Below are 14,007 nucleotides of genomic sequence, written 5' to 3' on the forward strand. Positions count from 1 at the left end.
TCCTGTTCCTTGAAAAAAGATGTCCGATCAGCGAGTTCTTTGTAATTCATCTCTGCCGGGGCCGGGCAGAAGATATTCCCATACGTATTATAGCAAATTATGGCGTAATCCCCAAGTTTTTCCGTGAACATGTTAAGCTTTCGTACTTTATTGACGAATCCTGTATTGAATCGGAACTGCGAAAGTTGAAATGTTTTTATGAAGGTGTTAGAATACAAATGGATTTGTGTGCCTAGCACAATGGCACCTCAGATGAGGAAGAGTGTTCGACAGCATCATGTAGGAGTTGAGTTCGATCGTGCATAGTGGAATGTATCATCGCAGATGGAAGAAGGCGCATAGGGGCGCAGCGGCGCTGCTCTGCACGGCGGTGCTCTGTGCGGGGACAGCGGCAGATGCCGCGCCGTCGCTTGCACGGCCCGAGGCGGATATTGCAGGTGAGCTGCTGACGCCGGAGATCGGCGTGGAGGATCGGACGCCGACGTATCAGCAGGATCACTATGATGCGACGTTTACGGTGGAGAACTTCATTCTGGAGGCGCCCGATCTGAATCTAGACAAGGCGCCGCTTGTCACGCTCCTGCAGGAGGGGATGGGCAAGGGCAAGACGATTGCCGATCTGCGCCGTACGGTGGATGCGCTGACGACATACTGCCGTACCCACGGCTATCCCGCCGCGGCGGCGTACCTTCCGCCGCAGGACAGTCCGGACGGGACGGTCGTCCTGCGCATCATCCCGGGACGCTATGATGAGATCACGATTGACAATCGCAGCCGCCTCAAGACGCCCGTGGCACAGCGTATCATTGCGGCGCTGAAGGCGGATGACATCATCACGACGGATAAGCTCGAGACGGCGCTCTACTCGGTGTCGGATGCGACGGGCGCGCGCGCCGTGGGTGTGTTGAGCCCCGGCAGGGAGTTCGGCACGAGCAAGCTGACGGTGCGCATCGAGGACTCGAAGGAGTCCAATACAATTTTCTATGTGGAGAACTACGGCAGCCCCTCGACGGGACGCTATCGCTACGGTCTGCAGGAGACGCTCTACGATCCGTCGGGCACGGGCGACAAGGTGAATGTCGGTGGGCTGATCTCCAATGGGAGTCTGCGCAATTTCTATGCGAACTATGAGACGGTGGTCGGACGCGGCGGCTCGACGCTCGGTGTGGGCATTTCGCGCATGAACTACGAGGTCGGCGGACAGCTCGCAAAGATCGGCGCAGAGGGCAAGTCGACGACGGTGACGATCTTTGGACGCGTGCCGATTTTCCATCAGACGAACCGCAGTCTCGCTCTGCGTTATGGGTACAACTACCGCGATCTGGAGGACGACATTACGGCGTTTGACCTCGAGGGAAAGAAGCATACGCACAGCATCTACGCGGGGCTGGTCGGTTCGCAGCAGTCGGGCGGGCTGAGTCTTGACTACAGCACGAATGTGACGCTTGGCACGTTGAGCTATGATTCGTTCTACAGCACGGTGCTCGGCATGGTCAACAATGTCGACGAGGGGACGTATGCCAAGCTCGAGGCCGACCTGACGGCCGTGCAGAAGATTGGGCACGCGACGGATTTCCTCGTGAAGGTGTCGGGGCAGAAGGCGAGCCGCAATCTCGACAGCTCGGAGGAGTTCTACCTTGGCGGCCCGAATGGCGTGCGTGCCTACGCACAGGGCGAGGGCTCGGGCGATGAGGGCGTGCTCGGCACAGCGGAGCTGCGCTACCATACGCCTGTGCGCGGATTGACGCTCAGCACGTTCTACGATACGGGCGTCGTGCGCGTGAGCAAGAGCCCGGTGGGCGAGGGAGACAACCACGTGTCGCTGCGCGGCTGGGGAATCGGCGCAGCGTACAGCGCACCGGGCGACTGGTTTGCACGTCTCGACTATGCACGGCGCATCGGTTCGGATTCGTCGGTCGCACCGAAGAATAACGCACGCGGCCGCGTCTGGTTCCAGCTGGGCAAGATATGGTAAGCAACGATTGATGCGATGCGCCCCCTCTGCGCGCTTGCTGCGCTGACGGGGGCGCGTTATTCATACGGAGCGGGATGGGGATATGAGACTGAGGAGAAAGCCGTGGATTGACGCGGCGATTTTGGACTATGCGGCGTTTGTCACGCCGCTCGGCGGGGACTGGACGGGCTCAGCCGGGCACTGGGCGGAGCAGTTCGGACGCAGTGCGCCTCTTCACGTGGAGATCGGTGTCGGCAAGGGGGATTTCCTGACGGAGCTTGCGGCACGCCATCCCGAGGTGAATTACGTCGGGCTCGAGGCGCAGCAGGGCGTGCTTTACTTCGCGGCACGTAAGGCCGCAGAGCGGGAGCTGACGAATGTCCGCCTGCTCGTCTTCGACGCGGCGCGTCTGACGGAGCTTTTTGCCCCGCATGAGGTCGATCGCATCTATCTGAACTTCTCCGATCCGTGGCCGAAGGCGCGGCATGCGAAACGCCGCCTGACGAGCGAGGTGTTCCTCGCGCGTTACCGCACGGTGCTCAGGGAGGGCGGCGAGATTCGTTTCAAAACGGATAATACGGGGCTCTTTGCCTACTCGCTTGAGACCATGGAGCGTGAGGGGTGGCGTCTGACGGATGTGACGCACGACCTTCATGCACTCGGCGAGGCGGACAATATCATGACGGAGTATGAGCGAAAGTTCAGCGCACGCGGCGCAAAGATCGGGCGGCTCGTGGCACATCGCCCCGCAGGGGATATGTGATGCACACGCGGTATACGCTCTTTAAGAGCGAGACGGAGCCAATCGTCATTGTTATGGTGATTCTCCTCGTGACAGGAACGATCAATGTGTTCAGTTCGAGCTATGTGCTGGCGGCGATGAACTTCGAGAATCCGTATTATTTTCTGCAGCGGCATCTCCAGTGGCTCTTGCTCGGCACGATTGCCTGCTGGCTCTGCCGGCGGATGAACTATCAGCGACTGCGCGGGCTCATGTTCATTGGGCTGGGGATTAATCTCTTCCTGCTCGTGGCGGTGCTCTTTGTGGGGACGACGATTAACGGCGCGCAGCGATGGATCGCCCTTGGCCCCTTGAGTTTTCAGCCGGCGGAGTTTGCCAAGCTCATGGGCGTGCTCATGGGCTCGTTCTCGATCTCGGCGGTGCTCGCAAAGGAGCGGTTCCGCATGGACCGCGACTGGCCGCGTGTTGCAATTCCGTTTGGCGCGATTCTCCTCATGGCGTTTCTCGTCTATCGTGAGCCGGACTTTGGAACGGCGTGCATCGTGTTCGGTGTGCCGCTTTTTATGGCACTCGTCTTGCTCGTTCCGCCGCGCCGCTGGGTGCTGATCCTGATCCCTGTCGCATTGGCGGCGCTTGCGATCGGAACGCTGCAGCCCTATCGCATGAAGCGCATGGAGGTGTGGCTCGATCCGTGGTCGGATGCACGGAACGCGGGCTATCAGATGGTGCAGTCCCTCTCGACGATCGGCTCGGGCGGTATTTTCGGCATGGGTTTCGGCGATGGCGTGAGTAAATATGAGTACCTTCCTGAGGCGCATACGGATTTCGCCTTTGCAATTTTCAGTCAGGAGCATGGCTTTTTCGGTGTGCTGTTGATCTTCTTCCTGTTCGCCGTTCTGCTGGTCGCGAGCATTCGCGTAGCGACGCGGGCAAAGGATACGTTCGGACAGGTGCTCGCCCTCGGCATCATCTTCCTTGTCGTCGGACAGGCACTCGCCAATCTCGCAATGGTCGCGGGACTGCTCCCTGTCGTGGGTGTGCCGCTGCCGTTCATCAGCTACGGCGGTTCGTCGCTGATCGTGACGATGGCGGGGATGGGGATGCTGCTCGGCATCGCGGACCGCAGCAAGGATGCACCGCCCGTGAAAAAAAAGAAGCATGAGCCGCCGGAGGTGCGGCGGAGCAGGATACACGTGGTGCAATAGGAAAGTATGCAGCTGCAGCATAAGGGGGCGACCCTTCATGCAGCATTTTTCGAGGAGATGTGATGTTCAGTAGTTTTGTTCTGGGGATGCAGCAGGATGTGAAGATGTTCCTCCTGCCGCCGCTGCTATGCGCCGTATTCCGACTGATCTTCATCTTGGTCTATCGTCCGAAGAAGTCACCGTACGGCGAGTGGAGGAAATGGCTGACATGCTTCCGCTACGGTTTCTGGTGGGGGATGGATGTCAACGCATATCTCTATCTCGCCCTCCTGCTCCTCGTCTCTCTGCCGGGAGCGTTTTTTCCTGCGTACTTTGCCGTTGGGGATACCGTGCGGCTGGCGGTATTTCTCCTCTACGCCGCTGTCCTTTATACGGCGTTTCTCGGGAAGATGATTTTCTATTCACATTTTCACGATACGTTCAATCCAATTCTCCTGCTTGGACGCAACGCCGACAAGCGAAATCTGGCGGATATTTTCTTTCATCAGAACCACGGCGCGTGGCTGCTGCTGAGCTATCTGCCCTATCTGGCGTTCTGCTATGCCGCAGGGAATGCTCTTTTGGCACTGCCGCCGTTTGCGTATCCGACACTGGCGGATGGGACGGGGCAGTATGCAGCGAACGCATGTGTATTCGTACTGTCGATTGTGTTTTTTTACTGGCTGCGCTATGGAGGGACGCTGCGTCACCGCAAAAAGCCGGAGTGGGACGAGGTACCGGTCACGGTCAAGGAGGATGTGTTCCTCGGCAAGGCGACGATGGATGACCTCATTGCACTGAAACTGCTGCGGCGGCGCACTGTTCATGCGGCGATGCGGCACACGGATGCGGATACGGCGGCGATCCTGCCCGCCATTATTTCCTCTGATGCACCGCTTCTGCCCGATCCTCTGTGCGCATTTGCGCGGACGGCACGGGGCGCAGTCATCACACCGCCGCGCCGCATTTTCTTTCTGCTCGCAGAGAGCTACGGGCAGGTGCATTTTGATGCACCGTACGCGGCGCTGGGGCTGATGGAGGCAGGGGCGCGATTCCGCGCGGAGGAGCATACCGTCTGCATCGACAATTTTCTCTCGGGCGGCATGATCTCACAGCCGTCGCTCACGAGTCTGCTTGCCGGTGTCTACGATGCGGACTTGGAGCTGAACGAAAATGTGCTCTTCTGGGAGCGCACGCTGCCGACAGCTCTGCCGCTCATCCTCAAGCGTCTCGGCTATCGTACGTCTTTCTGGTATGGCGGGGGACTGAACTGGGGGAGCTTGACGCATTTCATCCCGGCGCTTGGGTTCGATGCGGCGTACGGCGGCCCCGATATATGCCCGCCAGGTGCACCACGCACATGGCTTGGGGTCTACGACCATCTTTTCCTCGCGGAGGTGGGGCGGCGGATACGCGCGGAGGACGATGTCCCATCGTTTCACTTCATCTATACGACGTCGAATCATGGCCCGTATCTGCTCCCGTTTGAGGAGTATGGATTCGACGCGAGGCGACTGACAGACCGCGGCGTGCGGAAGGACTCACTGAAGTATCGCGGTCTTGCCTGTGCATGGTATGCCGATCAGGCACTCTGCCGTTTTATTGACGAAATGCGGGCGGTTTATCCCGACAGCCTCTTCATCGTGACGGGTGATCATGTGGGCGGAGAGTTCCCGTTGATTCCGGGGGTGACAGAACGCAGAGAGCTGCTGCTGCGCGAGCGGCTGCTGACCTCGTTCTCGATGCATCATCCGCAGCTGACGAAAGTGGATTTTGAGGGGAACATGATCGGCGGGCACATGAACATTCTGCCGACACTGACCGAACTGATTGCGCCGCAGGGGTTCTCCTACTGCTCCATTGAAAAACCGCTGACGGAGCGTCTCGAACATGTCGTTACGCCATACGCATGGCTGACGCAGGAGGAGGTCGGGCGCTATCAAGATCGTACGGCACAGGCACTGACGGTGACGGCAGGAACGCTGCCGTGGCAGATCGATACGGCGCGATTTACGGAGGAGCGCGATGCGTACGTCGAGCTGACGGCCTACTATGTGCGGCATCCGGAGCTGCTGATCAGGAAAGAGGATCTTTGAGTTTTTTCTTGCTTTTGATGCAGAAAGATACGCTAGGAAAAGTGTAAATGTAAAACTTTGTAAAATATGCGTTGACAAGGGTTTTTACGAATGATATTATGTGAAAGTCCCTTTTTGGAGGTGAACTATGTCTCTGGAGAAATTGCGCACAGCACGCTGTATTGCGGGCGTCCATCAGGTGTGTAAAGCCGTGCAGAGCGGCGCGGCAGAGGCGGTGTTCATCGCATCGGACGCGGATGATCGCGTGCTTGCTGCGCTGCTTGCGGCGTGTGCGGCGGCGGGCATCGAGCCAAACCGTACGGCGACACGGGCAGAGCTGGGCGAACATGCCCGCCTTGACGTGAGTGCTGCGGCGGTGGCGATTTTACGGAAGCACTGATGCATCCAGTTTGACTGGTGTATCGGCGTCCCTACGGTAAAAACGCAGAATCTGCGTTTTCATACAAAAAGAATTGGAATGACGACAAAGGAAGGAGGTGCAGTATGCCAACGATCAATCAGCTCATTCGCAAGAGCCGGAAGAGCCTTGAGGAGAAATCGAAAGCACCAGCACTGAAGAACAGCCCGCAGAAGCGCGGCGTCTGCACGCGTGTCTACACGTCCACGCCGAAGAAGCCGAACTCTGCTCTTAGAAAGGTTGCTCGTGTTCGCCTGACGAACAGCATCGAGGTGACCGCATATATCCCAGGCATTGGGCACAATCTGCAGGAGCACAGCGTCGTCCTCATTCGCGGCGGCCGTGTCAAGGATCTGCCGGGTGTCCGTTACCACATCATTCGCGGGTCGCTCGATACCGCTGGTGTGCAGGATCGCGCACAGGCGCGCTCGAAGTACGGCGCGAAGCGTGCGAAGAAGAAGTAAGGCAGTATATCGTTAAGGAGGTTGGGCTATGCCACGTAAGGGCCCTGTGCCGAAGAGGGATGTTCTGCCGGATCCGGTATATCATTCCAAGACGGTGACGAAGTTTATCAACAAGGTTATGCTCTCGGGCAAGAAGAGCGTCGCACAGCGCGTCGTCTATGATGCGTTCGAGACGATTCGCGAGAAGACGGGGCAGGATCCGCTCGAGGTGTTCGAGACGGCTCTGCGCAACGTCATGCCCGTGCTCGAGGTCAAGGCACGCCGTGTCGGCGGTGCCAACTATCAGGTGCCGGTCGAGGTTCGTGCGGATCGCCGCATGACACTCGGCATCCGCTGGCTTGTCGGTTATGCGCGTCTGCGCGGCGAGAAGACGATGGATGCACGCCTCTCGGCAGAGCTGATGGACGCTGCGAACAATACGGGAGCGGCAATCAAGAAGAAGGAAGATACGCACAAGATGGCGGAGGCCAACAAGGCATTCGCACATTATCGCTGGTAAGAATCGCTGATGTGAAGCTTGTCGGATTGGCATAGATTTTTCGTTCGATCAAGGAGACAAACCAGACGCAGAGTGCGCTCTGTGGAGGATCTCGGGCGATGAGAGGGCGGAAAAGATTCGCCAAGATGATGGTGCCGGATTTATCAGAGGTTACGTAATATCAGCAGTGTAAGGAGCGATAGGAAACAGTGGCAAGAGAATATTCCCTTGAAAAAACGCGGAATATCGGCATCATGGCGCACATCGATGCCGGCAAGACGACGACCACCGAGCGCATTCTCTTCTACACGGGCGTAACGCACAAGATCGGCGAGGTTCATGAGGGCGCTGCCACCATGGACTGGATGGTTCAGGAACAGGAACGCGGCATTACGATTACGTCGGCGGCGACGACCTGCCACTGGAAAGACCATCGCATCAATATCATTGATACGCCGGGTCACGTTGACTTTACGGTCGAGGTAGAGCGCTCGCTGCGCGTGCTGGATGGCACGGTCGCCGTGCTGACCGCCCGCGGCGGCGTTGAGCCGCAGACGGAGACGGTCTGGCGTCAGGCAGAGCGTTACAATGTCCCGCGCATGGCGTACGTCAACAAGATGGACATCACGGGCGCGGATTTCTTCAACGTCATGAAGATGATGCGCGAGCGTCTCAATGCGAACCCGGTGGCGATTCAGCTGCCGATCGGCGCAGAGGATGAGTTCAAGGGCATCATTGACCTCGTGAAGATGGATGCCATCGTCTACGAGGATGATCTCGGCAAGGTGACCGATGAGGTTGAGATTCCTGCTGAGTACAAGGAGCAGGCAGCAGAGTACCGCGACAAGCTCCTTGAGGCATGCGCTGAGACGGACGATGAGCTGATGGAGAAGTACCTCGGCGGCGAGGAGCTGACCGAGGAGGAGATCCGCGGCGCGATCCGCAAGGCGACCATCGCCTGCGAGATGACGCCGGTGACGTGCGGCACGTCGTACCGCAACAAGGGCGTCCAGCCCCTGCTCGATGCGATCGTTGACTACATGCCTGCCCCGACGGATATCCCGCCGATCGCAGGTGTGAACCCTGACACGGGTGAGGAGGATCACCGTCCGGCGTCGGACAGTGCACCGTTCTCGGCACTCGCGTTTAAGATCATGACGGATCCGTTCGTCGGAAAGCTCGCGTTTTTCCGCGTTTACTCCGGCACGCTGAACTCCGGCTCGTATGTCTACAATGCGACGAAGGACAGCAAGGAGCGTATCGGCCGCATTCTCCAGATGCACGCGAACAACCGCAAGGAGATCGACATCGTCTACAGCGGCGATATCGCGGCGGCGGTCGGTCTGAAGAACACGACGACGGGCGATACGCTCTGCGACGAGAACAATCCGATCATCCTTGAGTCGATGGAGTTTCCGGATCCCGTTATCTCCGTTGCGGTGGAACCCGCGACGAAGAACGATCAGGAGAAGATGGGCATTGCCCTCCAGAAGCTCGCCGAGGAGGATCCGACGTTCCGCGTTCATACGGACGCTGAGACGGGCCAGGTCATCATCTCGGGCATGGGCGAGCTGCATCTGCAGATCATCGTCGACCGTATGCTCCGCGAGTTCAAGGTCGACTGCAAGGTCGGTGAGCCGCAGGTTGCATACCGTGAGACGATTCGCAAGCAGGTCAAGGCGGAAGGCAAGTTCGTCCGTCAGTCCGGCGGTCATGGTCAGTACGGTCACTGCTGGCTCGAGCTCATTCCGCAGGAAGCGGGCGAGGGCTTCAGCTTCGAGAACAAGGTCGTCGGCGGCGTGATTCCGAAGGAGTTCATCAACCCGATCGAGGCCGGTGTTCGTCAGGCAATGGAGAGCGGCGTTGTCGCAGGCTATCCGATGGTCGACATCAAGGTCATCGTCTACGACGGCTCGTTCCACGAAGTCGACTCCTCCGAGGCGGCGTTCAAGGTCGCCGGCTCGATGGCGTTCAAGGCAGGCGCGGAGAAGGCAAACCCCGTTCTCCTCGAGCCGTACGTCAAGGTTGAGGTCACGGTGCCTGAGGAGTATATGGGCGACGTTATCGGCGATCTGAACTCCCGCCGTGGACGCATCGACGGCATGGAGCCGCGCAACGGCGTGCAGGTCATCAATGCGTACGTTCCGCTCTCGGAGATGTTCGGCTACTCGACGGATCTCCGTTCCAAGACCCAGGGTCGCGGGAACTACTCGATGGAAGTTTCCTTCTACGACGAGGTTCCTAAGAATATAGCTGACGCTGTTGTCGCCAAGAACAAAGGCGAATAAGGAGGAATTGTTAAATGGCAAAGGAAAAGTTTAACCGCAGCAAGCCCCATGTCAACATCGGCACGATCGGTCACGTTGACCACGGCAAGACGACGCTGACGGCGGCGATCACGAAGGTTCTCTCCGAGAAGGGCTATGCGAAGTTCGAGGACTATGCGGACATCGATAAGGCACCGGAGGAGCGTGAGCGCGGCATCACGATCAACACGGCACACGTTGAGTATGAGACGGACAAGCGTCACTATGCACACGTGGACTGCCCGGGCCATGCGGACTATGTCAAGAACATGATCACGGGTGCTGCACAGATGGACGGCGCGATCCTCGTCGTCTCCGCAGCAGATGGTCCGATGCCCCAGACGCGTGAGCACATCCTGCTCGCTCGCCAGGTTGGCGTTCCCGCGATCGTTGTCTTCCTCAACAAGGTTGACCAGGTTGACGACCCCGAGCTCCTCGAGCTCGTTGAGATGGAAGTTCGCGAGCTCCTTTCGAGCTATGACTTCCCCGGCGATGAGATCCCCGTCATTGCAGGCTCCGCGCTGAAGGCACTTGAGGGTGACGATGCGATGAAGGCAAAGATCCTGGAGCTCATGGATGCGGTTGACGACTACATCCCGACGCCGACGCGTGACACGGACAAGCCGTTCCTCATGCCGGTCGAGGATGTCTTCACGATCACGGGCCGCGGCACGGTCGCAACGGGGCGTGTGGAGCGCGGTGAGCTGAAGCTGAACGATACGGTTGAGATCGTCGGCCTTCAGGATCAGGCACGCAGCACGGTTGTTACGGGCATCGAGATGTTCCGCAAGCTGCTCGACAGTGCGGTTGCCGGTGACAACATCGGTGCACTGCTCCGCGGTGTGGACCGCAAGGACATCGAGCGCGGCCAGGTTCTCGCAAAGCCGGGTTCCATCAATCCGCACACGAAGTTCAAGGCGCAGGTCTACGTCCTGACGAAGGAAGAGGGCGGCCGTCATACGCCGTTCTTCACGAACTATCGTCCGCAGTTCTACTTCCGTACGACGGACGTGACGGGTGTTGTCCGTCTCCCTGAGGGCACAGAGATGGTCATGCCCGGCGATAACGTCGAGATGGAAGTCGAGCTCATCACCCCGATCGCGATCGAGCAGGGGCTCCGCTTCGCTATCCGCGAGGGCGGCCACACCGTCGGTGCGGGTCGTGTTACGGCGATTGAGGGTTAATTGAATTAACCTTGATATTCCCTAGGGAGAGGAGCGGCGCGCTCGCGTCGCTCCTTTTCGAGGGAAATGACGGTACGATGAAATTGGACCGGAATTTCCGATGGGGAGTAGAATAAAAACTTCTTTTCATCTTTTGGAATCATACGACAAACGACGTACTCCATGCGATGACATGGCAGATGGCTATGCCCCGATGGGGCAGAGGGAACTGCCGTGGAGAAATGTTTGGGGCGGGACCCCGGACGAAGGAGGAAAACTACTTTGGCGAAACAGCAGAAAATCAGAATTCGTTTGAAGGCCTATGACCACAAGGCACTCGATCAGAGTGCGGCGAAGATCGTCGACACGGCGAAGAAGACGGGTGCGATGGTCTCCGGGCCCATTCCACTTCCGACGGAGAAGAATGTCTACACGATTCTCCGTTCCCCGCATGTCAACAAGGACTCGCGTGAGCAGTTCGAGATGCGCACGCACAAGCGTCTCATCGACATCCTGCAGCCGACGAACAAGACGGTCGATTCACTCATGCGTCTCGATCTGCCGGCTGGCGTTGACATCGAGATTAAGCTCTAATAGGAGGTGGATGCCTTGGCTAAGGCTATTTTAGGAAGAAAACTGGGTATGACTCAGATCTTCACAGAGGAAGGCCGCGTCGTCCCCGTGACGGTCGTGGAGTCCGGCAACAACTTCGTGCTCCGCAGCAAGACGGTGGAGTCGGACGGCTACAACGCTGTGCAGATCGGGTTTGGCGACATTAAAGAGAAGAACGTCACGAAGCCGCTCAAGGGTCAGTTTGAGAAGGCGGGCGTGAAGGCAGTGCGCTTCATTCGTGAGATGCGCCTTGCCACTCCTTCCGAATACAATGTAGGCGACACGATCGGCGTCGACATCTTCGCTGAGGGCGACCTCGTCGATGTGGTCGGCACGTCGAAGGGCAAGGGCTTCGCGGGCGGCATCAAGCGTCACAACTTTGCGCGCGGCCCCATGGGCCACGGCTCGAAGTCGCACCGTGAGCCGGGCTCGACGGGTGCAATGATCTCCGGTCCGGGCGGACGCGTCCTCAAGGGCAAGAAGCTCCCGGGCCGCATGGGAGGCGAGCGCGTCACCGTGCAGCGTCTGACGGTCGTCCGTGTGGACGCCGACCGCAACCTCATTCTCATCAAGGGCGCGATTCCGGGCCCGAAGAAGGGATTCGTTGTGATTAAAGATACCGTAAAGCCTGCAAAGGCAGCGAAAGAATAAGGAAGGAGGAATCGCAGTATGGCAAATGTAGCAGTCTATGATATGGCGCACAACCAGGTTGGCGAGATCAGCCTGAACGATGCGTTCTTCAATGTTGAAATGAATGCCGGCCTCCTTCATCAGGCGGTTGTCCTCCAGCTCGCGTCGCAGCGGCTTGGCACGCATGCCACGAAGACGCGCGGTCTCGTGCGCGGCGGCGGACGCAAGCCGTGGCGTCAGAAGGGAACGGGTCGTGCCCGTGCAGGTTCGACGCGCAGCCCTCTGTGGGTCGGCGGCGGCACGGTCTTTGGACCGCATCCGCGTAAGTACGGCTTCACGATGCCGCGCAAGCAGCGCCGTCTCGCTCTGAAGTGTGCGCTCTCCGATAAGGTGCGCACGGGCGATTTCATCGTTCTCGATCACCTCGATTTCGATGCGCCGAAGACGAAGGCAGCAGTTAAGCTCCTGAGCGACTTCGGTGTGGATGCAAAGAGCCTCTTCATCACGGCGGACGAAGCGGTGAACGTGGAGCGTTCGACGAGCAATATTCCGGGTGTAAAAGCCATCACGGCAAGTGGAATCAATGTCTTTGACATTCTCCATCACGACAAGCTCTTCATTACGAAGGATGCCATCACCCGTATCGAGGAGGTATTCGCATAATGGAAGCACGTGATATTCTCGTACGCCCGCTGATCACCGAGCGCACGACGCAGCTCATGGCTGAGGGCAAATACGTCTTCGTCGTTGCGAAGGCTGCCAATAAAATCGAGATCGCCAAGGCGGTCGCAGAGGTCTTCAAGGTGAAGGTCGCAAAGGTCAACACGGTCAACGTCACCGGCAAGAAGAAGCGCATGGGACGTACCGAGGGCAAGCGCCCGGATTACAAGAAGGCCATCGTAAAGCTTGCTCCGGGTGAGACGATCGAGTTCTTTGAAGGCTGAGACGAAAGGAAGGTACGAACGTGGCAGTAAAAACTTTTAAGCCGTATTCTGCCGGCAGACGTTTCATGACGGTCTCTTCCTTCGATGAGATCACGACGGACAAGCCGGAGAAGTCCCTGACCGTCCGCCTCACCAAGACGGGCGGGCGCAACCAGCAGGGCAAGCTGACCGTACGCCATCGCGGCGGCGGACACAAGCGCCTCTACCGCATCATCGATTTTAAGCGCACGAAGGACGGCATCCCCGCCCGTGTGGCGACGATCGAGTACGATCCGAACCGCAGCGCTCGCATTGCTCTCCTGAACTATGCGGACGGTGAGAAGCGCTATATCCTTGCGCCGAACGGCCTCAAGGTCGGCGATGTCGTGGAGTCGGGTGCCGAGGCGGATATCAAGCCGGGCAACGCACTCCCGCTGAAGAACATCCCGCTCGGTACGATCATCCATGCCGTTGAGCTGAAGATTGGAAAGGGCGCACAGCTCGTCCGCAGCGCGGGCACGTCGGCACAGCTCATGGCAAAGGAAGGCGACTATGCACTCCTGCGCATGCCGTCCGGCGAGATCCGCCGCGTGCACGTCAACTGCCGTGCGACGATCGGTGAGGTCGGCAACCTCGAGCATGAGAACATCACCATCGGCAAGGCCGGCCGCAGCCGCTGGCTCGGACGCCGTCCGGAGACGCGCGGTATCGCGATGAACCCGAACGACCATCCGCATGGCGGCGGCGAGGGCCGTTCGCCGGTTGGACGCAAGAGCCCGATGACGAAGTGGGGCAAGATTGCGATGGGCAAGAAGACGCGCCGCAAGAAGAAGGCGTCGAATCGTCTCATTGTGCACCGTAGGAAGTAATTAACGGCTCATGAGGGCGGCACCCATCTTGGGCATCTTTTCCGCCCTGTCTGCGGACAGTAAATCCTCCACATAGCATAATCTATGCGTCCGGTTTGCTGCCTTGACAGAACGAAAAATTTGCTCCAATCTGAGCACCGCCCAAGTAAAGCGGTATAGCATCGTAACTTGCAGATAGAACCTCGTCGG

The 14,007-nt window shown here is 58.6% G+C and carries 14 protein-coding genes; all 14 read left to right on the forward strand.

All coding sequences use genetic code 11. The features are described 5' to 3' along the window. Positions 1-310 precede the first annotated feature (310 nt). Positions 311-1,975 carry a ShlB/FhaC/HecB family hemolysin secretion/activation protein gene (locus AXE86_RS07840; protein ID WP_061946120.1) on the forward strand — a complete coding sequence of 555 codons (1,665 nt, stop codon included), beginning with the start codon at positions 311-313 and terminating at the stop codon, positions 1,973-1,975. Between the two features lie 82 nt (positions 1,976-2,057). Further along, positions 2,058-2,717 (forward strand): tRNA (guanosine(46)-N7)-methyltransferase TrmB, encoded by a 660-nt coding sequence (gene trmB, locus AXE86_RS07845; RefSeq protein ID WP_009753867.1) that lies wholly within the window; start codon positions 2,058-2,060, stop codon positions 2,715-2,717. After that, a complete protein-coding gene (locus AXE86_RS07850; protein ID WP_009753868.1) occupies positions 2,717-3,901 on the forward strand; it encodes an FtsW/RodA/SpoVE family cell cycle protein in 1,185 nt (394 codons plus the stop codon). The genes trmB and AXE86_RS07850 overlap by 1 nt, the downstream gene beginning before the upstream one ends. A 62-nt stretch (positions 3,902-3,963) precedes the next feature. Beyond that, a complete protein-coding gene (locus AXE86_RS07855) occupies positions 3,964-5,976 on the forward strand; it encodes an LTA synthase family protein (protein WP_061946122.1) in 2,013 nt (670 codons plus the stop codon). Positions 5,977-6,103: 127 nt separating this feature from the next. Then, positions 6,104-6,355 (forward strand): ribosomal L7Ae/L30e/S12e/Gadd45 family protein, encoded by a 252-nt coding sequence (locus AXE86_RS07860; protein ID WP_009753870.1) that lies wholly within the window; start codon positions 6,104-6,106, stop codon positions 6,353-6,355. A gap of 104 nt (positions 6,356-6,459) precedes the next feature. Further along, positions 6,460-6,837 carry a 30S ribosomal protein S12 gene (gene rpsL, locus AXE86_RS07865; RefSeq protein WP_006691184.1) on the forward strand — a complete coding sequence of 126 codons (378 nt, stop codon included), beginning with the start codon at positions 6,460-6,462 and terminating at the stop codon, positions 6,835-6,837. A 28-nt stretch (positions 6,838-6,865) separates the two neighbouring features. Then, positions 6,866-7,336, forward strand: a complete 471-nt coding sequence (gene rpsG, locus AXE86_RS07870; RefSeq protein ID WP_006691183.1) for a 30S ribosomal protein S7 — start codon at positions 6,866-6,868, stop codon at positions 7,334-7,336. Positions 7,337-7,524: 188 nt separating this feature from the next. Beyond that, positions 7,525-9,603, forward strand: a complete 2,079-nt coding sequence (gene fusA, locus AXE86_RS07875; RefSeq protein WP_050341610.1) for an elongation factor G — start codon at positions 7,525-7,527, stop codon at positions 9,601-9,603. 14 nt (positions 9,604-9,617) lie between these two features. Beyond that, positions 9,618-10,805 carry an elongation factor Tu gene (gene tuf, locus AXE86_RS07880; protein WP_061946124.1) on the forward strand — a complete coding sequence of 396 codons (1,188 nt, stop codon included), beginning with the start codon at positions 9,618-9,620 and terminating at the stop codon, positions 10,803-10,805. A 261-nt stretch (positions 10,806-11,066) separates the two neighbouring features. Then, the gene (gene rpsJ / locus AXE86_RS07885; protein ID WP_006695835.1) at positions 11,067-11,378 is read left to right on the forward strand and encodes a 30S ribosomal protein S10; all 312 of its coding nucleotides are present in this window, start codon (positions 11,067-11,069) and stop codon (positions 11,376-11,378) included. A gap of 15 nt (positions 11,379-11,393) precedes the next feature. Then, the gene (gene rplC / locus AXE86_RS07890; protein ID WP_061946126.1) at positions 11,394-12,047 is read left to right on the forward strand and encodes a 50S ribosomal protein L3; all 654 of its coding nucleotides are present in this window, start codon (positions 11,394-11,396) and stop codon (positions 12,045-12,047) included. Between the two features lie 18 nt (positions 12,048-12,065). Further along, positions 12,066-12,689 (forward strand): 50S ribosomal protein L4, encoded by a 624-nt coding sequence (rplD, locus tag AXE86_RS07895; protein ID WP_009753873.1) that lies wholly within the window; start codon positions 12,066-12,068, stop codon positions 12,687-12,689. Further along, on the forward strand, positions 12,689-12,970 hold the full coding sequence (gene rplW, locus AXE86_RS07900) for a 50S ribosomal protein L23 (protein ID WP_009753874.1): 282 nt from the start codon (positions 12,689-12,691) through the stop codon (positions 12,968-12,970). Before rplD ends, rplW begins: the two co-directional genes overlap by 1 nt. Before the next feature lie 20 nt (positions 12,971-12,990). Next, a complete protein-coding gene (rplB, locus tag AXE86_RS07905) occupies positions 12,991-13,818 on the forward strand; it encodes a 50S ribosomal protein L2 (protein ID WP_009753875.1) in 828 nt (275 codons plus the stop codon). Positions 13,819-14,007 lie beyond the last annotated feature (189 nt).

Source organism: Selenomonas sp. oral taxon 136 (assembly GCF_001554015.1).
Taxonomy (GTDB): Bacteria; Bacillota; Negativicutes; order Selenomonadales; family Selenomonadaceae; genus Centipeda; species Centipeda felix.